Annotated in this window: 20 protein-coding genes; 4 read left to right on the top strand and 16 right to left on the bottom strand. The window is 43.0% G+C overall.

Annotated features, from left to right (window positions below; genetic code table 11):
- Nucleotides 1–13 precede the first annotated feature (13 nt).
- Entirely contained in the window at nt 14–1906 is a 1893-nt protein-coding gene (locus SST62_RS0102100; RefSeq protein ID WP_029186125.1) for an NAD(P)/FAD-dependent oxidoreductase, read from the bottom strand.
- Nucleotides 1907–2090: 184 nt separating this feature from the next.
- Here SST62_RS0102100 and SST62_RS0102095 point away from each other — a divergent pair, with 184 nt between their 5' ends.
- From SST62_RS0102095 to SST62_RS0102080, 4 genes are all read left to right on the top strand, one after another.
- Nucleotides 2091–2630, top strand: a complete 540-nt coding sequence (locus tag SST62_RS0102095; protein WP_029186124.1) for a Gx transporter family protein — start codon at nt 2091–2093, stop codon at nt 2628–2630.
- 271 nt (nt 2631–2901) lie between these two features.
- Complete coding sequence (locus SST62_RS0102090) at nt 2902–4251, top strand: TrkH family potassium uptake protein (protein WP_029186123.1); 1350 nt, start codon at nt 2902–2904, stop codon at nt 4249–4251.
- Between the two features lie 11 nt (nt 4252–4262).
- Complete coding sequence (locus tag SST62_RS0102085) at nt 4263–4928, top strand: potassium channel family protein (protein ID WP_014638537.1); 666 nt, start codon at nt 4263–4265, stop codon at nt 4926–4928.
- Between the two features lie 111 nt (nt 4929–5039).
- Nucleotides 5040–6377, top strand: a complete 1338-nt coding sequence (locus SST62_RS0102080) for an MATE family efflux transporter (RefSeq protein WP_029186122.1) — start codon at nt 5040–5042, stop codon at nt 6375–6377.
- Nucleotides 6378–6395: 18 nt separating this feature from the next.
- Here the strand turns inward: SST62_RS0102080 and SST62_RS0102075 are convergent, their stop codons facing one another.
- From SST62_RS0102075 to SST62_RS0102005, 15 genes are all read right to left on the bottom strand, one after another.
- On the bottom strand, nt 6396–6767 hold the full coding sequence (locus SST62_RS0102075; protein ID WP_029186121.1) for a hypothetical protein: 372 nt from the start codon (nt 6765–6767) through the stop codon (nt 6396–6398).
- A 132-nt stretch (nt 6768–6899) separates the two neighbouring features.
- Nucleotides 6900–7157: a DUF896 family protein gene (locus tag SST62_RS0102070; RefSeq protein WP_002942632.1), complete on the bottom strand. Its 258-nt coding sequence runs from the start codon at nt 7155–7157 to the stop codon at nt 6900–6902.
- A 9-nt stretch (nt 7158–7166) separates the two neighbouring features.
- Nucleotides 7167–9203 (bottom strand): glycine--tRNA ligase subunit beta, encoded by a 2037-nt coding sequence (gene glyS, locus SST62_RS0102065; RefSeq protein WP_029186120.1) that lies wholly within the window; start codon nt 9201–9203, stop codon nt 7167–7169.
- Nucleotides 9203–10120, bottom strand: a complete 918-nt coding sequence (gene glyQ, locus SST62_RS0102060; protein ID WP_002939388.1) for a glycine--tRNA ligase subunit alpha — start codon at nt 10118–10120, stop codon at nt 9203–9205. Before glyQ ends, glyS begins: the two co-directional genes overlap by 1 nt.
- Nucleotides 10121–10139: 19 nt before the next feature.
- Nucleotides 10140–10901 (bottom strand): elongation factor Tu, encoded by a 762-nt coding sequence (locus SST62_RS0102055; protein ID WP_029186119.1) that lies wholly within the window; start codon nt 10899–10901, stop codon nt 10140–10142.
- Nucleotides 10902–11209: 308 nt separating this feature from the next.
- Nucleotides 11210–11914 carry a B3/4 domain-containing protein gene (locus tag SST62_RS0102050; RefSeq protein ID WP_029186118.1) on the bottom strand — a complete coding sequence of 235 codons (705 nt, stop codon included), beginning with the start codon at nt 11912–11914 and terminating at the stop codon, nt 11210–11212.
- 185 nt (nt 11915–12099) lie between these two features.
- Nucleotides 12100–12792 (bottom strand): methionine ABC transporter permease, encoded by a 693-nt coding sequence (locus SST62_RS0102045; RefSeq protein ID WP_029179347.1) that lies wholly within the window; start codon nt 12790–12792, stop codon nt 12100–12102.
- Nucleotides 12793–13857 (bottom strand): methionine ABC transporter ATP-binding protein, encoded by a 1065-nt coding sequence (locus SST62_RS0102040; protein ID WP_029186117.1) that lies wholly within the window; start codon nt 13855–13857, stop codon nt 12793–12795.
- The gene (locus SST62_RS0102035) at nt 13850–15217 is read right to left on the bottom strand and encodes a M20/M25/M40 family metallo-hydrolase (protein WP_029186116.1); all 1368 of its coding nucleotides are present in this window, start codon (nt 15215–15217) and stop codon (nt 13850–13852) included. The genes SST62_RS0102040 and SST62_RS0102035 overlap by 8 nt, the downstream gene beginning before the upstream one ends.
- Before the next feature lie 155 nt (nt 15218–15372).
- On the bottom strand, nt 15373–16230 hold the full coding sequence (locus SST62_RS0102030) for a MetQ/NlpA family ABC transporter substrate-binding protein (RefSeq protein WP_014638547.1): 858 nt from the start codon (nt 16228–16230) through the stop codon (nt 15373–15375).
- Nucleotides 16231–16382: 152 nt separating this feature from the next.
- On the bottom strand, nt 16383–17072 hold the full coding sequence (locus tag SST62_RS0102025; protein WP_029186115.1) for a gamma-glutamyl-gamma-aminobutyrate hydrolase family protein: 690 nt from the start codon (nt 17070–17072) through the stop codon (nt 16383–16385).
- 85 nt (nt 17073–17157) lie between these two features.
- Complete coding sequence (locus tag SST62_RS0102020; RefSeq protein ID WP_029186114.1) at nt 17158–18039, bottom strand: ATP-binding cassette domain-containing protein; 882 nt, start codon at nt 18037–18039, stop codon at nt 17158–17160.
- On the bottom strand, nt 18032–18892 hold the full coding sequence (locus tag SST62_RS0102015; RefSeq protein ID WP_029186113.1) for an ABC transporter ATP-binding protein: 861 nt from the start codon (nt 18890–18892) through the stop codon (nt 18032–18034). Before SST62_RS0102015 ends, SST62_RS0102020 begins: the two co-directional genes overlap by 8 nt.
- Complete coding sequence (locus SST62_RS0102010) at nt 18892–19722, bottom strand: ABC transporter permease (RefSeq protein WP_029186112.1); 831 nt, start codon at nt 19720–19722, stop codon at nt 18892–18894. The genes SST62_RS0102015 and SST62_RS0102010 overlap by 1 nt, the downstream gene beginning before the upstream one ends.
- The gene (locus SST62_RS0102005; protein WP_029186111.1) at nt 19719–20681 is read right to left on the bottom strand and encodes an ABC transporter permease; all 963 of its coding nucleotides are present in this window, start codon (nt 20679–20681) and stop codon (nt 19719–19721) included. Before SST62_RS0102005 ends, SST62_RS0102010 begins: the two co-directional genes overlap by 4 nt.
- Nucleotides 20682–20731: the final 50 nt, after the last annotated feature.

Here is a 20731-nt window from a genome sequence, read left to right as displayed (position 1 = left end):
TTCTATATTTCCTTTATTTTTTATCCTTGATACGGTAAATATGCTTCGGCTTCCCATAAATCTTTTGATCCAGGAATCGACCCAACCAAGGCATGATCCAGTAGTCTAGACCGAAGGCTCTACCCGCACCATTCATCAATGAAATCGCCGCTGGGATAAACCAAATATTGACCCAATAGAACATACCTGACAAGCTAAACATAACAACCAATGCAACAGTTGCTGCAGATACAATCCACACAAATGCACCAGCGATCAAGGCAAGACCAATACCAATTTCAGCAAGAGTCATGAATTTCTGCATAAAGAGAGCCACTTCTTGGTTTGGCATCATAAATTCCATGATTGATGCGAACCAATCAGGCATTTTGTCCAAAACAGCCATCGGTGCTTCACCATAGGCATAGCTCAAACCAAAGATTGGTTCGGCTGCTTCTGCCGCAGCAGTTGCCGCTTGTGAGGCACTTGAAACCGCCTCAGCAGCAGATGCACCAGATACTGGATCAGCTAACCAAGGGAAAGGGAAGACAACTTGATCCCCAAACCATGAAGTTGTTCCAAATAAACCAAAGGCTTTCTTAATCCCTTCGTAAAGCCATACGGAACCATAGAGAACACGCATTGGCACAGACCAGAGAAGATTGCCTTTTCCAGAAGTATGACCTCCAAAGATATTTCGCTTATTCTTAATATCGAAGAATTCATGGCGAACATAGGAGCCCATATAGAAGAAACTGCGAATGGTAAAGAAATAAAGCAAGTTGACCATGTGTTTGACAGCCATGGCCAAGAAACCAGACATATGGTATTTATCCATCAAGAAGGCAACACCATAACGCGAACCGATAGAGACCATGAAGCCATCGTATTTGCCTTTGTAGCGGTGTTTTTCGCCACCCTTGATGGCTGCAATAATATTGCTTGCTGCCGTATGACCTGTTTGCTCAGCTGCTTGAACAATTTGTGGAGTTGGTTTTCCTTCTGATTCTTCAAAGTAAACCAAGTCACCAGCTACATAGACATTTTCCTTGCCTTTCGCTTCCATGAACTCATTGGCTACCAAACGACCCGCACGCGCTTTTTCAATGCCAAATTCACTTGCATCTGTATTGGCTTGCACACCAGCTGTCCAAATAGAGGTATAGGTAGGAATTTGACGACCTGATGAAAGTGTCAAGCTATCTTCTTGAACGCTTGCTACGCCATCACCAAGCACCAACTCCACACCTTTTTTCTCAAGGTATTTGCGTGCCTTGACTTGCTCTTTTTCAGTAACCATAGCCAAGATATTTGGAGTTGCTTCCACGACTTTGAGGGAGAATTCTTTTGGAGCCAACTTGAACTCACGTGCCAAAATTGGTACCCAATCAATCAACTCACCAATCATCTCAATACCTGTGAAACCAGCACCGATAACAGTAAAGGTCAGAAGGGCACGACGTTTGGCTTCATCGTGCTCACGCATGGCACGATAGCAGGCATCAATCATGTGATCATGCAAACGTTCGGCAGCCTCGATAGACCAAAGGGTAAAACCATGTTCCTTCACACCTTTGACACCAAAGTCGTTTGCTTCACCTCCCATTGCAAGGAGCAGGTAATCAAAATCCAGGGTTTGGTGCTCTGCTACGACTTGTTTCTTATCATAGTCAATCTCTACAACCTTATCCGTCACCAACTGGACCTTAGGATATTTTTTAAAGATGCGTTGAAGGTCATACTTAATCGCACTCGCTTCCACACGACCAGCCGCTACTTCGTGCAACTCTGTCATATAGGTGTGGAAGGAATTCTTATCAATTAAGGTAACAGTTACATCTTCGTTTTTCTTAAAAGTTTTTCCTAATAGTCGCGCCGCAGCAATCCCCGCATAACCAGCACCGACAATCACAATATTTTTCGTCACAATCTTACCTCCTTGTGAAATTCAAAACAAATGACATAGACCTATTATACTCCTTTGTCTGTCAATTGGCAAGGTTACTTCAATAATTAGTAATATTCACCAGACAAAACTTGCCAGAGTGAATAAAAACAAGTATGATAGTAAAATAGATATTCAACTAGAAAGAGTTTTCTATTACAGTTCCATGAATTCCAAACGACAAACCCTTAATTTTATTACCATGTTAGCTGCTCAAGCAGTGGTTATTTCCTTAATTGAGCGAATGATTACGCCACCCTTCGCCTTTGCTCCAGGTGCCAAACTAGGACTTGGAAACTTGATTAGCTTAATCGCTATTTTCACTTTACCTGCAAGAGATTCTGTAAAAGTTGTCGCACTCCGTCTCCTGATTTCAACTTTTCTAGGCGGAACATTTTCCACCTTTCTTTATGGTTTTGCAGGCACCAGTTTGAGTTACCTTGGTATGCTTGCAGCCAAGCAACTCGGTCCCAACCGTGTCAGTCCTATTGGAATTTCTATTCTGGGCGGGATGTTGCACAATCTTGGTCAGCTTCTTGTTTTTGCTACCATTGCCCGTTCTTTCTATGTACTAAACTACCTGCCAATCCTCGCTTTTACAGGAATTTTATCAGGCTTATTGGTCGGACTGGCTGCTACCTACCTCCTCCAAAAGGTCGGACCTTTACGTCACTATCATCAACAAGTCTTAGCAGAATGGAAATAAATCTCCCTAGGTCAACTAAGGAGATTCTTTTTATGGTCCGCACCACTTTTTCATTGCCCATAATAATTTCCCCATAACCCCGTTGTCACAAATAAAATGAGCCACCCGAACCACCTCATATAAACACCACTTATAACATCCATAGTAACAAAAAAACAATGAAGCTTTCAAGAAGAGAAAAAATCAGGTTCTTTGCGTGTTTTAGTCGTACTTTTTCTTTCTTTTGTGCTACAATATCTTCATCTTTTATTTTTTGAGCAAAGGTAGAATTATGTCACCATTTAGGATAAAACTTTCTTCCAGTCAGCGAATCATTATCAGTTTCTTATTCGTGATTCTGACTGGATCAATTTTACTAAGTCTTCCCATTTCACAAATTAGCACCTCTACAGCAAGTTATTGGGATCATCTCTTCACATCTGTCTCCATGGTTTGTGTAACAGGGCTATTTACCAAAGCCGTTACTGAAACCTATTCTACTTTTGGACAGATTATCTGTATGATGCTAATCCAAATTGGTGGTTTGAGCTTGATAGGATTCATCGGTCTCTTCGCTTTACGCGGTGGTCGTAAAATGAATTTCATCAATATGGCGACCTTACAAGAGGCTCTAAACCGATCTGACACAAAATATTTTCGTAGCTTCCTCAAATCGGCTTTTGGTTTTACCTTGGCGGTCGAAGCCTTTGGAGCCCTCTTACTTTCCTTCCATTTTGTACCTGAATTTGGATGGGCGAAAGGTTTATTCACCTCGATTTTCGTAGCTATATCAGCCTTTTGTAATGCTGGTTTTGATAATTTTGGTGCAACTAGCATCATGCGCTATGTGGATAATCCTCTGATTAACCTAACATTAGCCAGTCTCATTATTATGGGGGGGCTTGGATTCTCGGTTTGGTTTGACCTTCAAACACAAATCGGGCAAAAACGTAGCCTACGAAAACTAGGGTTCCATACAAAGATTGTTCTAGGCCTAACAGCCATTATACTAACCCTCGGAACTCTGACAACCTTACTCACCGAATGGAACAACCCTTCTACTATCGGGCAACTATCATTTGGCCATAAATTATTGGCCAGCTTTTTCCAGACGGTCACCATGCGAACCGCTGGTTTTGCCAGTATCGACTACACGAAGGCTGAACCAATCACCCTCTTGCTCTATATCTTTCAGATGATGCTTGGCGGAGCCCCAGGTGGAACAGCCGGCGGTATTAAAATAACCGCCTTCCTAACCTTAGTGCTCTATGCTCGTAGCGAGATTCTCGGTCTCCCTCATACCAACTTTATGGGTCGAACCATCGATAACCTCAGCATCCGCAAAGCTTTTGCGACATTCTCAGTCTTCCTTCTCATGTTCATCATCGGGCTCTTCGCACTTGCCCTAACAGATGACCGACAACCACTTCTATTTTTAATGTTCGAGGTCATGTCAGCACTAGCCACTGTAGGTGTTACGGCCAATCTGACTCCAAGTCTAACCATGGCCGGTCAAGCAGTCATTATGGCACTCATGTTCTTCGGCCGTATCGGTCCACTTTCTATTCTCGCAAGCCTTTCTGTTCGAAAATTATCTAAAACCGAAAGTCTTCAATACGCAAAATCATCTATGCTTGTCTAAAAGGAGAAATCATGCCAAACTATACTATCGGAATTCTCGGTCTGGGAGTTTTTGGTACTACCATTGCAAAAACATTACACAATTACGATTGCAATATCATTGCTATTGATAATCATGAGCAACGTATCAATCATCTAGAACCTATTCTCACGCGCGGTATTGTCGGAGACATCACCGATCGCTCGCTCTTACGTGCAGCAGGAATCGGTAACTGCGATGCTGTTGTTGTAGCTACTGGCGAAAACTTGGAATCCAGTGTTCTTGCTGTTATGCATAGCAAGGTCCTAGGCGTTCCTATGGTCATTGCCAAAGTCAAAGGAACAACTGCGAAAGAAGTCCTTCTCCGAGTTGGTGCTGACAAGGTTATTTCCCCCGAACGCGAAACTGGTATTTCCCTAGCAAAACAATTACTCCACCGCGACACAACCAGCCTCTTTGAGCTCGAAGGCAATGTTTCCATTGTCGAGTTTCACCCGCCAGTAAAATGGATTGGCAAAACACTTGGCGAATTAAAACTCCGCCAACATTATAAACTCAATATTATCGGTTACCGAAGTGGCGAAAATCAGGAATTAAACATCCAACTGACTCCTGACTATGTCTTCAAATCTGACGAACTCATCTTAGCAGTAACAGACCATAATACTGTCGATCATTTTGAAGAGCTGACAAATTAAATAACAAATTTACGCCCTATACTCCGTTTTCAAGAGAAATATTTTATCCCTAGAAAGCCTACTAGACTATCATTTATCTAGTGGGCTTATCATCTGTCAAAAGGAGACGTTATGAATGATTTAACCAAAGGAAAACCGATTGCGGTTATCTTACAATTCGCTATTCCCTTGTTGATTGGATCTTTTTTTCAACTGGCCTATAATTTTGCTGATTCCATGATTGTGGGACATACTTTGGGAAAGGATGCCTTTGCAAGCGTCGGTTCGACAGCTAGCCTGATTTTTTTAATCATCGGTTTTGCCCAAGGTGTTACCAATGGATTAACCATTATTTCTGCCCAACGCTTTGGAGCTGGTGACTTAGAGGGGCTTAAAAAATCTTTTATCCACGGACTCTTCTACGCTTCCCTCATCAGCCTTTTACTAACAGTCACAGCCTTAGCATTTTTGAAACCTATCTTGGTCTTAATGCAAACGCCTGTGAGTATCATCGACCACTCCCATGCCTTTCTAACGGCCATGTTTGGAGGATTGACCTTTACTATTTTTTATAATTTCCTGTCTTCAGCCCTACGCAGTCTCGGCAACTCTAAAACACCTCTACTGGCTCTAGTTATCGCTTGTTTTATCAATATCGGTCTGGATTTTTTCTTTATCTTAGTTATGAACTGGGGCGTTTTCGGAGCTGGCTTTGCAACTATCCTTGCTCAAGCCTGTTCGGTCCTCTTTCTTATTTTTTACATTATCCACAAGGTACCTCACTATCATATCGGACTAGCTGATTTAAAATTGGATAGAGGTAATCTCAAGAAACATGCCCAGCTTGCTTTTCCAATGGGTTTTCAAGCCAGTATTATCGCCATCGGAGCCATGACCTTGCAGTTTATGGTTAACCAACTAGGGACAGACGCCATCGCCGCCCAGGCCATTGCCCTTCGTACTGACCAGTTGGCTATGCTGCCCATGGTTAATCTGGGCTTGGCTATCGCAACCTTTACTGCTCAGAACTACGGTGCCAAGCTCTATGATCGTATTCGAGAAGGGGTGCGCCACTCATTACTCCTCAGCATTGCTTGGGCCATTGTATTTGCGGTCATTCTCATCTTGGGCAATCGTTTCTTTTCTGGTCTATTTCTGCCAAATGCCAGTCAAACAGTTCTGGACTTGGCTCTTGTTTACTACATCATTAACGGCTCTTGTTACTGGATTGTCGCTTCCCTCTTTATTCTTCGTAGCTTTATTCAGGGACTTGGCAAGGGCTTTATCCCAACACTAGCAGGCTTTGGGGAACTGATTTTCCGAGCAGCAGTCGCCATCATCGGTATGCAGTATTTTGGTTTTTATGGAACCGCCGCCGCTAACCCAGCCGCCTGGATTGGCAGTATCATCGTCCTGATTCCAAGTTCCATCATCTTTATGAAAAAATTAAAAGCTGGACAAAGTATATAAAGAAAACGCATGAGCTCTTCATGCGTTTTTTAAATAGTATCTTCGTAAGAATTGGATATGAAGAACATTCCAAAGCATAGCGTAGCTGATAGCCACTACAAAAGCTATGCCATATTGCCAATTAAATTCCAGCACAAGGCTGACAAAAAGGATAATTCCAAGAAGGACCACTGACAAACTACTTATCTTTTTCTTATCCCTCTTAAAATAGGCTAACAAGGGTTGGTCAGGACAAGCTCGCACTTCCTTGAACTGTTTGAAACTAGCTCCAAGACTGGCTCCTGCCGCCCCTATAATTGCACCTACATAATAGTGAGGAAGGAGGTAGACCGACAAATAAGCAACTGCAACATAGGCAAGCACCAACAAGGCATACATCAGTTTTTTCATGACAAATCCTCCCTGAACCTATTATATCTCTATTTTATCATTTACAAACTAAGCAAACAAGTAAATACATGTTCTCAAAAGCACAAAAAAGACTAGAAAACCTAGTCTTTCCTTGTTTATTATCATTTATTCTTAGGAATTTGGATCATCCAAACTACGGCCATGCAAGCCTTTTTCACGTTGGACTTGACGGAGTTTTTCTGGCGTCACATCGTTACCGTCTTCATCAACCAATTTAATCCCCTCAATATGATGACGGATTGCTCGACGATACCCCTCAATATATTCTTCCCTGAGCTGAGCCTGTTCAACTTTTTCCTCTGGTGTCAAGGTACCAGCTTTTTTCTTTTTAGCCAATTCATTGATCCGATCGATTTTTGCTTGTTCCATGTCTGCCTCCTACTTACTATTCAAGAGATTGAAGACGGCCACTGCACTTGCCTTATCCGCCAAAGATTTCAGTAGAGCCAAACGGTTGGCTTTGATTGCCGCATCATCTGCCATAACCATGGTATTGTCGAAGAAGGCTGCGATGACTGGGCTAAGAGCAAAAAGCTTGTCCAAGTTACCCGCCATGTCTTCTGTCAACTCCAAGCCTGCCACCGCAGCAGCAAGGGCTTTTTCCTGGTCGTTTTCGAAGAGAGCCTCGTCAATCGCTGTCGCCTCCGCCTTTTCAGCCAAGTTGAAGACACGTGACAAGTTTTCCACGGCTTCCTTGTAGTCAGCCTCTTTTGATTTTTGGAAAATAGCAGAGCTGGCTGCCAGTTGTAGTCTGACCACAAAGGTTGAGCTAGCAAGTACAGCCTCACGGATGTCTTTCGGAATCGCCTTATCCATCATCTTCTCTACACGAGCACGGATAAAGTCCATCACAGCTGGCTGGTTGTCATAGGTCAAGCTGGCAAAGTTCAAGCTGTAGAGCTCCGCAATCAACTGATCCAATGGAATTTCCCAACCAAATGCTTCCAAGATCCGCACGATACCTTGTGTCGCACGACGAAGAGCGTAAGGGTCGTTTGAGCCTGATGGAATCAAACCAACCGAGAAGAAGGAGAGAAGGGTGTCGAATTTATCAGCCAGTGCCAAGACCGCACCGACCTTGCTTTCAGGCAATTCGCCTTCTGCTGAATTTGGCAGGTAATGCTCACGGATAGCTGCTGCCACCGCAGGTTTTTCCCCTGCAAGAAGGGCATACTTCTCACCCATGATCCCTTGCAATTCATCAAACTCACCAACCATACCTGTCAAGAGGTCAAACTTGTAGATGTCCGCCGCACGTGCCACATCTGCTTTTTCATCCGCAGACAAGCCGGCCAAGTCAGCCAGTTTTTCTGCGATGACTTTGGTACGTTCCATGTGCTCGTAAAGTGAGCCGATTTTCTCATGGAAGGTCACGACCTTCAATCGTTCTACCAAGTCAGCAATCTTGAGTTTTTGGTCCTCACGCCAGAAGAACTCACCGTCTTCCAGACGAGCCACCAAAACTTTTTCATTTCCTTTGATGACATTATCAATATACTGGTCGTTACCGTTGCGGACGGAAATGAAGTTTGGCATGAGTTTGCCAGCCTTATCACGCACTACGAAGTAACGTTGGTGGTTTTTCATGGAAGTCACCAAGACTTCTTCTGGCACTTCCAAATACTTGGTGTCAAAGGAGCCCATGAAGGCGGTTGGGTACTCGACCAAGTTGAGAACTTCATTGAGCAGGTCTTGGTCAATCTCAACGGTTACATTATGTTTGTCCTCGATCGCCTTGATTTGCTCGACGATCATATGTTGACGCTCTGCGGGGTCTGTAATGACAAACTGTGCACGCAAGTCTGCCTCGTAAGAATCTGCACTTGCAATCTCAGTTTCATTTCCAAGGAAACGATGACCACGGCTGATACGAGCTGACGAAATGTCCAAGAAATCCATATCCAATGCCTCGTCGTCCAAGAGAACAGTCAGGGTGTGGACAGGACGGATGTAGGCGAATTTGTTGGATGCCCAGTTCATGCTGACCGGGAAGGTCATAGCCTTCAGGACCTCTGGAATACCCGCCAAAACTGCCTTAGCTGGCTGACCAGCTTCGTGCTTGGTCACATAGACATACTCTTCACCCTTGATCTCGCGGAATTCGATGTCAGCAGTCGTCAGGCCTTTGCCACGGACAAAGCCCTCTGCCGCCTTGGTGAAGTTTCCGTCTGCGTCCAAGGCAATCTTCTTAGCAGGACCCTTGAAATCTTCGGTCAAGTCAGTCTGCTGGTCTGCCAAACCACGGACACGAACAGCCAAACGGCGTGGCGTTGAAAAGACATCAATGCTGTCAAAAGCCAAACGGTTGTCTGTCAAAAAGGTCGCCATGCGGTCACGCAACTGGTGCATGGCTGGGGTTACGATGTAGGCAGGAATTTCTTCCAAGCCAAGTTCAACAAGTAAATTCTTTGTCATTATTCTGCATCCTCCTTCAACAGTTCTGCTCGCGTTGCTTCATCTAAGAGTGGGAAGCCTAGTTTCTTCCGCTCTGCCACAAAGGTCTTGGCAACGACACGAGCAAGGTTACGGATACGGGCAATGTAGCCTGCACGCTCAGTTACAGACACAGCTCCACGGGCGTCGAGCAGGTTAAAGGTGTGAGAGCATTTGAGCACATAGTCAAAGGCTGGGTGAACCAAGCCCTCTTCCAAAGCCCGCTCTGCTTCTTTTTCAAACTTGGTAAAGTTTTCAAGGAGCATATCCTGGTCTGATACTTCAAAGGAGTATTTTGAATGCTCGTACTCCGGCTGGATAAAGATTTCACCATATTTAACGCCGTCTGCCCATTCGATGTCATAAACGGAGTCAACTTCTTGGATGTAAGAAGCCAAACGCTCCAAACCATAGGTTACTTCGGCTGTGACTGGACCTGTCGCCAAGCCACCAACCTGTTGGAAGTAGGTAAACTGCGTGATTTCCATACCGTCCAACCAGACTTCCCAGCCCAGACCTGCTGAACCTGTTGACGGATTTTCCCAGTTGTCCTCAACGAAACGAATGTCGTGCTCCAAAGGATTGATGCCCAAACGCTCCAAAGATTCCAAGTAGAGTTCTTGGATGTTAGAAGGCGACGGCTTCATAACCACTTGGAATTGGTGGTGCTGATAGAGACGGTTTGGGTTTTCCCCGTAACGACCGTCCGCAGGACGGCGAGATGGCTCAACATAAGCCGCATTCCAAGGCTCAGGACCGATCGCACGCAAGAAAGTGTAGGGGCTCATGGTACCCGCACCCTTTTCCGTATCATAAGCCTGCATGAGCAAGCACCCCTGCTCATTCCAAAATTGTTGTAAGGTTAAAATGATTTCTTGAAAAGTCAATTTTTTTGACATAAGTTACTCCTGTTTCTTTTTAAATTTCTTTTTCTAATAATTCTTCCTGCACAAACCAGTTGAGTAGCGAAATGCTTTGGTCTGACTGCGCCCATTTATGATAGGTTTCAAAAAGTGCTTGGACCGAACCTACTTTCTCTACTAACTGGTCAATGGTGAGAAAACTTCGCCAGTACTCGTAAAAAATACTCGCGTAATCTCCTTCGTAAGTGGATTTCCCAAAAGCATCCAAGGAATGCCAGCCGTGTTTTTCTTGAAAAAGGTCAACCAAGAGCTGATTACAGAACCGCTCTTGAGCAAACTCTTCTTCTGTCAAAAAATACTGTCTGCTGATGTACTCGACCATGCCCTCTTCAAACCAGATGTTTGCATCATAGTCCGCAAAGTCATCTAAAAAAAGGTCTGACCAATGCGCCAGCTCATGACCGATAATTTGCAACAGATGATTTTCCGACAAACCTTTGTAGTGAGCACTCAATGTCTGCAAGTCTGGGCTGTTCTCGTAGCTATCTAGTTGATGCTGGTAAATCTTTTTCCAAACTGCTAAGTCTGGTGTCATGACCATGCGGATATCATTAGTGTAGGCTGGTACGGGACTTTGGCCAAGTAATTTTCTTGCGGCTTCTTCATTTGCCCAGATAAGAGCTTGGGGCAAATCACGAACTTGATATTCCTTCCTTAGAAAATGGATATAGTCATGCCATTTTGCCTCGTATTTTGAGACAAATTGCTGATAGTTAAATAGCGATTCTTGGCTATCCACTAGATAAAAATTCTTCATATCCTCTCTTTCCTCTCTGGTAAAACAGAAAAAGAACCACATTCTCTTCCCCTGTCAACAGACATAGGGGCGTTGAGAACGCGGTTCCACCCTAATTTATTACTTCATTTGTATGATTTTGATTGAGTCGGACATGGTCACGACTGGGAAAGCGCCAATTATTTCAAGACTGGCTTGGCTTTCACTCTCCCAAGCTCGCTAGACAGGCTTTTGAAACAACCTTCTTTCATGCTTAGTATTGTAGCAGAAAAATCAGCATTTGTCTAGAAAGACCACTATTTATCAGAACACAATCTCGCTGACAAATCCTACAAGGCTATTGCAGGCGTATCGCAATCTAGTAGATATTTTTCTGGTACAACTCCCAAGAATTTCTCTGCTTGTTGACTGATAAAATCAAGGGCATTTTCCAAATCTTCTACTCTATCAGAATTGACCAACTCCATGACCAAGAAAGCATTCTTTGTCTCATCCGTAATCATGGTTCGCTCACCATCACGCCAGTTGAAACAGCGACATACGGCTCCTTTATCATCCTTATAGCAAACTTCACCTGGCAAGGTTGGTTGATTGACCACATCTCCAATCAGATAGAATTCATCCCCACCCTCAGTGACCGTTAGTTGGAGATTACCTACAAATGTATCTAAATCTTCAGCACCACATGGAAGACCGAAACGTAAACTCGCCGCATTATAAATGTCCACTAATGGAGAAATTGTTGTGACTGGACGGTCACTAGCAGAACGCTTCAAAAGTGCTTCAATACTAGAACGTGCACCTTTTTTAGTTTTGAATTTTTGATAAGCTTGACGATACGTTTGGATAACTTCATTTTCACTAAAAGTATCTTCTGTAAGAAATTTCTGGGCAATTTCATTACTTTCTTCCAGTAGTTTCACTAAATCTTCTGGTGATTCTGATGGCGTTTTATAATCTTTCAATAATAGAACTCCAATTTTTGCATCTGGAAACAAGTTCCAAAAAGATGAATCAACAACAAATTGTGACATATTCTTACTCCTTTTTTATACAAAAATCAGCACCCTATGAACATCTTCTAAGACCTAACGACGTTCATAAAATGCTGATGCATGACTACCCGGTGGCAGTAAATATTTGGTTGCTTTCATTATAAAGAATCACTAAAAGAATGTCAAATATTATCTCGTGAGTTCGAATAGCTATTCTTCTCTTGTTATCTATGACTAATCTTTCTGGTCAAGAAATCACCAATAAACTGAATGGCAAAGATGATGACCAAGATCAAGAAAGTTGCAAGGAAGGTCACATCATCATTGTAACGCAAGTAACCGTAGGAAAGGGCAACTTGTCCCAAACCACCTGCTCCGATAGCTCCTGCCATGGCAGTATAGCCGACCAAGGAAACCAGGGCAAAGGTCGTCACCCGAATCAAGTCAGGCAGACCCTCACGCAGATAGACAAGGACAATATCCCAGAAAGTCGCTCCTGAAGCCTGAGCGGCCTCAATGACACCACGGTCCAATTCTGACAAGACCACCTCAACCTGACGGGCAAAGAAGGGGAAGACTGAAAGAGCAAGGGGAACCAAAGCCGCCTCCGTACCAATCGTTTTTCCAACAATAATTTTTGTCAAAGGAGCAATGGCCGCCAATAAAATAATGAAAGGAATGGCACGGAAAATAGAAGCCACCTTATCCAAAATCCAATAAACCGTCTTATTTTCAATGACACCCCGAGGACCAGTCAATACCAAGAACAAACCAGATACCAAGCCCATAAAGCCACCAAAAGCAAAGGAAACAAAGGTCATATAGAGGGTCAAATTAAAATGTGTTAACCAACCTGTCTGACCATCCCAGCCCAATTTATAAATATCTGGAAAATTCGTTTGAATCCATTCTAACATCTAGTTTGCTCCTTTCAAAATCGTCACTTCCACACGCGCCTCCGTCACTGCCGCAATCGCACTGTGCAACTGACCAGGCTCGCCAGAGAGAATAACTACCATCTCACCGACTGGCGTATGGTCCAAAATCTCAATATTGCCATACAAAATATTGGCAGATACTTGATAGAATTTGTACAAATCATTAACAATGGCCGTATCCGTGTTGGAACCAGCATACTTGAGTTGCACCAAAATACTGTTCTCAGGCAAATTCTGAACAATATCCTGCTGGTAAATTTTCACCAAGGCTTCATCAATTCCTGTTGCTGTTTTGATGAAATCCTGGGTCAATTCTTCTTTTGGATGAGAGAAGATTTCTAACACTGAACCCTCTTCAATCAAGCGACCATCCTGCATAACAGCCACACGGTTACAAATGTCTTTTACAATCTGCATCTCGTGGGTAATCATGACAATGGTCAAGCCCAATTTTTCATTCAATTCCTGCAAGAGTGCCAAAATCTGTTTAGTCGTTTTCGGATCCAAGGCAGAAGTAGACTCATCAGAAATCAAGATTTTGGGGTCATTGGCCAAGGCACGGGCAATGGCAACACGTTGCTTTTGACCACCAGACAACTGAGCTGGATAGTTTTCAGCACGGTCAGAAAGTCCTACCAAGTCCAACAACTTTGCAACCTTTTCTTTCTTCTCCTGTTTACTCAAGCCAGAATGCTTGAGGGCAAAGGCTACGTTTTCTTCTGCCGTCATCTGCGCCATCAGGTTGAAATGCTGGAAAATCATCCCAATCTCGCGACGTTTGCTTCGCAGTTGAGCAGGGGTAAGCGTGACCCGATCCCCCTCATAAATCACATCCTCATCAATGGTAATCTTACCTGCTGTAGGAACCTGCAACAGATTGATGACACGGACAAGGGTAGATTTCCCAGCACCAGAATAACCTACGATACCGTAAATATCCCCTTGATTGATATGGATGGTCACATCCTTTACCGCTTCGATGGTCCGTTTTTTCTGCTGGAAGGTTACATCAATATTATCTAGCTTAATCATTTCCTTACTCATAACTTGCAATTAACTCCTCTACTAATTCAACATGGCTATAGTAGTCAGCGATGCTGACATTTTCATCACCGGCATGGTCACGACTGTTGGCATTTCCTAGACCAAATCCTGCAATCGGCACACCTAGAGCATGAAAGACGGTGTGCATTGGCCCCGTTCCAGGTGAAGTCGGCAAGACAGCCACTCCTTCTGGCGTCAATTTTTTAGCCAATTCAATCACATTGACAATGGCAGGATGGGACATATCACTTCGGTAGCTCATTTCCCCCAAAGTAAAGATAACCTCAACTTTGTCAAATCCGTGCTTGTCCAAATGCTGGCGAATCTTGTCCAAAACATCGTGTGGCTCCAAACCAGGCACCAGACGAACTTCCATTTTTGCAGAAGCCTGAGCTGGAATAATGGTCTTAACACCTTGACCAAGATAGCCAGTTGACAAGCCTTCAATAGTAATTGACGGTTCAAAATACAAACGTTTCAGGAACTCACGACGATCTTCTACCAAGGTTGGAAGAGTTAATCCATAAATATCCGTCACAGACTGACTGGTAGCCAGTGCAAATTCCTCAACTAAGGCTAATTCACGTTCATTTGGCTCTTGCACTTGCTCGTAAATACCATCAACCAAGATGCGTCCATCTGCAGCCCGCATGGATTGAAGTGCCGATAATAAATACCAGCTTGCCGAATCAATGATACCACCATAGGAAGAATGAATATCCAAGTCAGCTGATTTGACCTGAAGATCAAAGGTCACAATTCCCTTGTTTCCCCCAGCAATTTCTAGCTGATGCAGGCTATTGCGATGCCCTTGTTCCCAAACAAGCAAGTCAGCTCCAATCAAGTCTTCCTTGTATTTGGCAAGGTACTTATCCAAGTCAACAGAAGCTGACTCCTCAGCCCCTTCCATAATAAAGATTACATTAACTGGTAGATGACCGTTTTGTCTAGTCAGATATTTTTTCAAGGCTGACAGACGAGCTGTAATATGCCCCTTATCATCATCTACCCCGCGACCATAGATATAGCCATCGGAAATAGTCAATTCAAAGGGGTTGCCCTTCTCCCAGACCTGATCGGCATCTGCAGGTACTGTATCGTAGTGGTTATAGAAAATCAATGTTTTGGCATTTGGGACTGTCGCTGTAAACTTAGCCATGACAAAGGGTGCTGCATAACTATCATCCAAAACAACCTCTGCACCAGCTTCTTCAAACATATCTTTCAAATAAGTCGCCACATCCAACAAACCAAACTGCTGAGCAAAAATGGATTTCTTTGAAATCAAGACCTTCAACTTTTCAAAATAGGTTTGAATAATCGCATCATTTTCAAATGCTTGAACTTTACTATCTGCCATACTTTCTCCTCATACTCAATGAAAATCAATCAAATCTACTAACCAAAATCAAATATTTCCCGCATTTCTGACTTTGGTTAAGAGATTTTTTCTTATCTCTATAAAAACAGATAGAGGGCTGAACAATTCTGTCCAGTCCTCAACCTATTTACATTTTACCAAACTGGCTCATCCATACCGTCTGAAGTCTCTTCAATAACTTTTTTCACTTCATCCGTGTGGTAGGCTTCGATAATTTTCTTAATCGCTGCTGCTTGCTCTGATTTTTCCCAATCGCTACGAGCTGCAATCAAGTTGTACCACTGTTTTGAATTTTCATCTTTTTGCTCTTTATAAAGAGCGTTCTTGTAATCCAAACCAGCTTCCAACACAAATGTGTTGTTTACAACCGCTGCATCAACTGAGCTAAGTGAGCTTGCTGTTTGGCTTGCATCCAACTCAGTGATCTTCAAGTTTTTCTTGTTTTCAGTAATGTCAGCAATTGTTGCCAATTCTGTACCGGATACACCAACCTTGATCAAACCAGCTGCTTGAAGAAGGTAAAGAGCACGACTTTCGTTTGTTGGGTCGTTTGGAACCGCAATTTCTGCACCATCTGGAATTTCTTCCACTTTAGTGTACTTGTTTTTTCCATCAGCTGTACCTGAGTAAAGACGGATTGGTGCGATATAAGTATCCGCAATAGCAACCAAGTCTTCACCATTTTCTTGATTCCAGTTGTTCAAGAAGTTGTAGTGCTGGAATGCGTTGATGTCTACTTCATTTTCAGCAACTGCCTTGTTTGGTTGTGAGTAATCTGTAAATTGAGTGAACTCCAATTTCACTTCATCACCAAGAATTTTTTGAACTTTATCCCAACGAGCTTGCTCAGAATCGCTCAAACTCATCACACCCACACGAACAGTTGTTGCTGAAGAATCGGATGAAGAGCTAGAAGACGAGCTACCACATGCAGCAAGTACACCTACTGATAAAGCAGCTGTTGCCAAACTAAACAATTTTTTTAATTTCATAAAATGATCTCCTTAAATTAGAACTGTATCTATCTTAACACAGAATGTTCTTTCTGACTAATTGACTTTTTTTATAGAAAGTTATAACTTTTCGTTATAACAAATACCCTTGCAATTATAAGAATTGAAAATAAAAAGAGGGAAGTCCCTCTTTAAAACACATCGACCAGATACTGAAATAAGTTTCTATGTTGTTTGCAGTCATTGTACAAAAATTCTGGATGCCATTGGATACCAAACAAAGCTTGGTTCCCCCTACTTTCATAAGCTTCTATCGTACCATCCCTAGGATCCAAACCTGTCGCCACCAGTCCTGGAGCCAATTCTTTGATTCGTTGCTGATGGAAGGAATTAATAGGGCTCCCCTGGGCAAACAGTTGACCGATTCGGCTTTTAGGTTTCACTTGTAAACGATGGGATGTCCCCGCAATACCATCTTGCCAATGATGAGCCACCTCTTGCTCCAAGCTTCCGCCTAGAGCAACATTCAGCAACTGCATCCCTCGGCAGACTGCAAAAATTGGTTTTCCCTGACGAAGAGCTTCCTCAATCAAAGCCAGTTCAAATTCATCACGTTCCAAGAGGTAGTCATCACTATCTATCAAACGTTTTTGGCCATACAAACTTGGATCCACATGCTGACCACCTGACAAGATCAACTTATCAATCATATCGATATAATCCTTGGCTAAGTCAGGAGTTCCCATCGGGATGACCATTGGGACACCACCTGCCTGACGAACACTGTCTGCCAATTCACGCGCAACAGTCACGTATACTCGACCAGATTTTGTTGGAAATTCTTGTTCATTTCCTGAAATTCCAATAATGACTTTTCCCATAAGAAACTCCTTTCTGTGATTTTTTTACATTGTAACACGACCAGCCAAGCCTGTCTAATATAGAAGTTTTATGGGCCGATAAAAATTATTTATCAGTGGCCTTTAATACAAAATGCTCCTTGTCCACTTGGGTCCATTCCCCCACCGTCACGAAATCCTTTAGGAGCCCTGTTTGTGACAACTCTTGCAATTGTTCTCTTGCCTGATGAGGATCTAAACTCAAGTTGGATTGTAGCAGATAGCGGGTGTATGGATGCTGGGGATTTTGAAAAATATCCTGCGCAGGTCCAATTTCAACCAAACTCCCCTTGTACATGACTGCAATCCTATCAGCAAAATGCCGCACCAAATTTAGGTCATGAGAAATGAAAAGATAGGTTAAGCCTAAATCCTCTTGAAGCTGGTTGAGCAAATCCAATATGGTTGCCTGAATCGAAACATCCAGAGCAGAAGTCGGTTCATCACACACGATAAATTGCGGATGGGATACAACTGCCCGAGCGATTCCAATACGCTGACGTTGACCTCCACTAAAAGATTTTGGACGTTTATGTACAGCATCCCCCTGTATACCTACCCTTTCCAGCATTGCTAAAGCCCTCTCTTCTGCCTCCTTCTTCGGTAGCAAATAAAGCGGTTCTTTGACAAGTTCTAAAGCTGATAGATAGGGATTGAGGGAGGAGTACGGATCCTGATAGATCACCTGAAGCGCTTGACTGTTTAGTTCCTCAGCTGTCAAACCAGGAAAGTCTACCTGTCCCTGACTTGCTTTTTCCAGTCCCAAAACAATTTTAGACAGTGTCGATTTACCACTGCCAGATTCACCAACCAGACCGAGTGTCTCACCTTTATAAATGGACAAATCAACCCCATTTAAAGCATCGACGCTCTGTTCTTGACCTAACCAATTCTTCTTGGAATAGGTCTTTCTCACATCTGAAACTTGTACCAATACTTCTTTAGCCATTTTTCTCCTCCTTTCTCACCCAATGTTCTGGACCAACTTGAACCAACTGACTATCATCACTATCAGCCGGTACAGGACCATGACTTGCTTCTAAGCGGGCCGCTTTCAACAAAGATTGCGTATAGGGATGCAAAGACTGTGCAAAAATCGTATCAACAGGCGCTTGTTCCACCACCAGACCATTTCTCATCACGTAGACCTGATCACAAATACCAGCAATGACACTAAAATCGTGACTCACAATGACAACTGTCAATCCTAATTGCTCTTGCAATTCTTTCAGCAAAGCCAAGATTTGAGCTTGAATCGTCACATCTAATGCCGTTGTTGGTTCATCAGCAATTAACATGTCTGGCTTGGTCAATAAGGCCATGGCAATCATGATCCTTTGACGCATCCCACCTGAAAACTCAAATGGAAATTGTTTGAGACGAAGTTCTGGATTAGAAATTCCTACCTTATCCAACATCTCTAAAATGACTACTTCCCGCTCTTCCTTGGTCAATTTCGGCTGAAAACGACGAAGAACTTCCCGTAAATGAAAACCAACGGTCCTTAATGGATTCAAAGAGGTCATTGGATCTTGAAAAATCATAGACAAAGGCAACACCTTTGGATTACCAACTTGCTTTCCATCCATTTCAAATCGATCATAGCTTGCTTCTAAGCCTTTTGGTAAGATCCCCATCAAGGATTTCATTGTCAAACTCTTACCCGAACCAGATTCTCCAACAATTCCAACAATTTTTCCTTTGGGAATGGAGAGATTGATCCCTTTGACGAGAATGGTTTGTTCTTTACTTTTTTGATTGATAATGGTGAGGTTACTGATTTCTACCAAGTATTTTGACATTAGTACACCTCTCTTTCAAGGCAATCACGGATCAGATCACCGATGTTGTTAAATGAATAAATAGTTAATAGAATAAAAAGTCCCGGTAGGATCGCCATATGTGGAGCACTCTGCAAGGTAGACTGGGCATTTTGTAAAAGGCTACCCCAAGATGCTAAGGGCTGTTGAATCCCCATTCCTAAGAAACTAAGAGCTGATTCAGTCATAATGGCTGACGAAATACTGGTTGACGCCGTTACAATCAAGGTCGGTAAGATTGCTGGCAGGATGTGCCGCCAAATAATCCGTGGTTTCTTTAAACCGATAAAGGCTGCATAGCCAACATAATCTGCCACCTTGGCTTTTAAGGTTTCAGCCCGTAACATCCTAGCAATACTCATCCATGAAAAACCACCAATCACAATGATAATCGTAGATAAACCTGGCTTTAAAAAGACACTGAGGACAATCACCAAGACCAACCAAGGTATGGATGACAGCACATCTACTACCCTCATAATAGCATTATCCCATTTTCCTCCCAGATAGCCTGCTGTAATGCCAACCAGACTTCCAATAGTCACTGATGCAGCCATTGCCAACAAGCCAACTAAAAGAGAGATCCGTCCTCCATAAATAACACGAATAAAGTAATCACGCCCTACTTGATCGGTTCCAAACCAATGCTCAGCACTAGGCCCTTGGTTCATTTGACTGACATCCGTTACATTTGGATCAATAGGAATCAAGGGCGCAATGAGAGATAAAATAATCAAGAAAAGAATAAAAAGAAGTGAGAAAAGATAGAGCGGCGAACTCTTCAAAGTCTCCTTTAATTGCTTAAACATCATTGTCCTTCTCCTCCTTTCCAAATACGTGGATCGACGACAGCATAGAGAATATCTGATAAGAGATTTCCTAGAATAACCAAGGTCGCAGACAAAAGCATGACAGCCATAATCACTGGATAGTCCAAACTCTTAGTAGCCGCTGTCAAATAAGGACCTACACCAGGCCAAGCAAAAATAGTCTCTGTGATAATAGCACCTGTTACCAACATCGGTAAGGCCATTCCAACTTGAGTCACGACAGGAATTAAGACATTGCGGGCCACATGTTTGCCAAAAATTTCAAACCGATTGGCTTTGAATGCTTCTTGAACGGTTACATAATCTTTTTCAACCTCTACAATCGCTGATGCTCGAATAAACCGAATCAACTCAGGTAAAAATGCCATAGTCAACGTAAGATAAGGTAAGGCAAAATGAGCTAGAAAATCAGGGATATTTCCTTCTTTTCCTAAGGTGTACATTCCGATAAACGGAAACACCCGCCACTTATAACCAAAGAAATAGATTAAAATCATGGCAAACCAGAAAGTTGGTACCGCAATACCCACAGATGCAAAAGCATCGATGACCTTATCCGCCCATTTACCACGTTGGGAAGCTGAAACCAAACCCAGTGTAATGGCTAAGACAAGAGCCGTCACATAGGCTGGTAAAACCAAGGAAATCGTATTAGGAATTTTTTCAGCCAAGTCTGTCCCAATCGAATGTTGAGTCAATAGCGAAAAACCTAAATCACCAGTCACAATCCCCTTCAACCATACAAAATATTGAACTAAAAATGGCTGATCCAAACCATATTTTACCTTCAACAAATCAATCTGTTCTTGACTCATATTGGGCGTTGTCATCGAATCTATGACATCAAATGGTGCTAATTGAATCAATGAAAAGACAATAAAAGAAATCAAGAGCAAGAGGGGAATGGCCTGTAAAATTCTTTTTATAATATAACGAAACATATATCCTCCAAAAACGCGAAAAAGAGGGGAGGAGTTCCAGCTTTTGCCAC

Source organism: Streptococcus suis YS56 (assembly GCF_000440115.1).
In the GTDB taxonomy this organism is placed as follows: Bacteria; Bacillota; Bacilli; order Lactobacillales; family Streptococcaceae; genus Streptococcus; species Streptococcus suis_L.
This window is presented reverse-complemented; position numbering and strand designations above follow the sequence as displayed.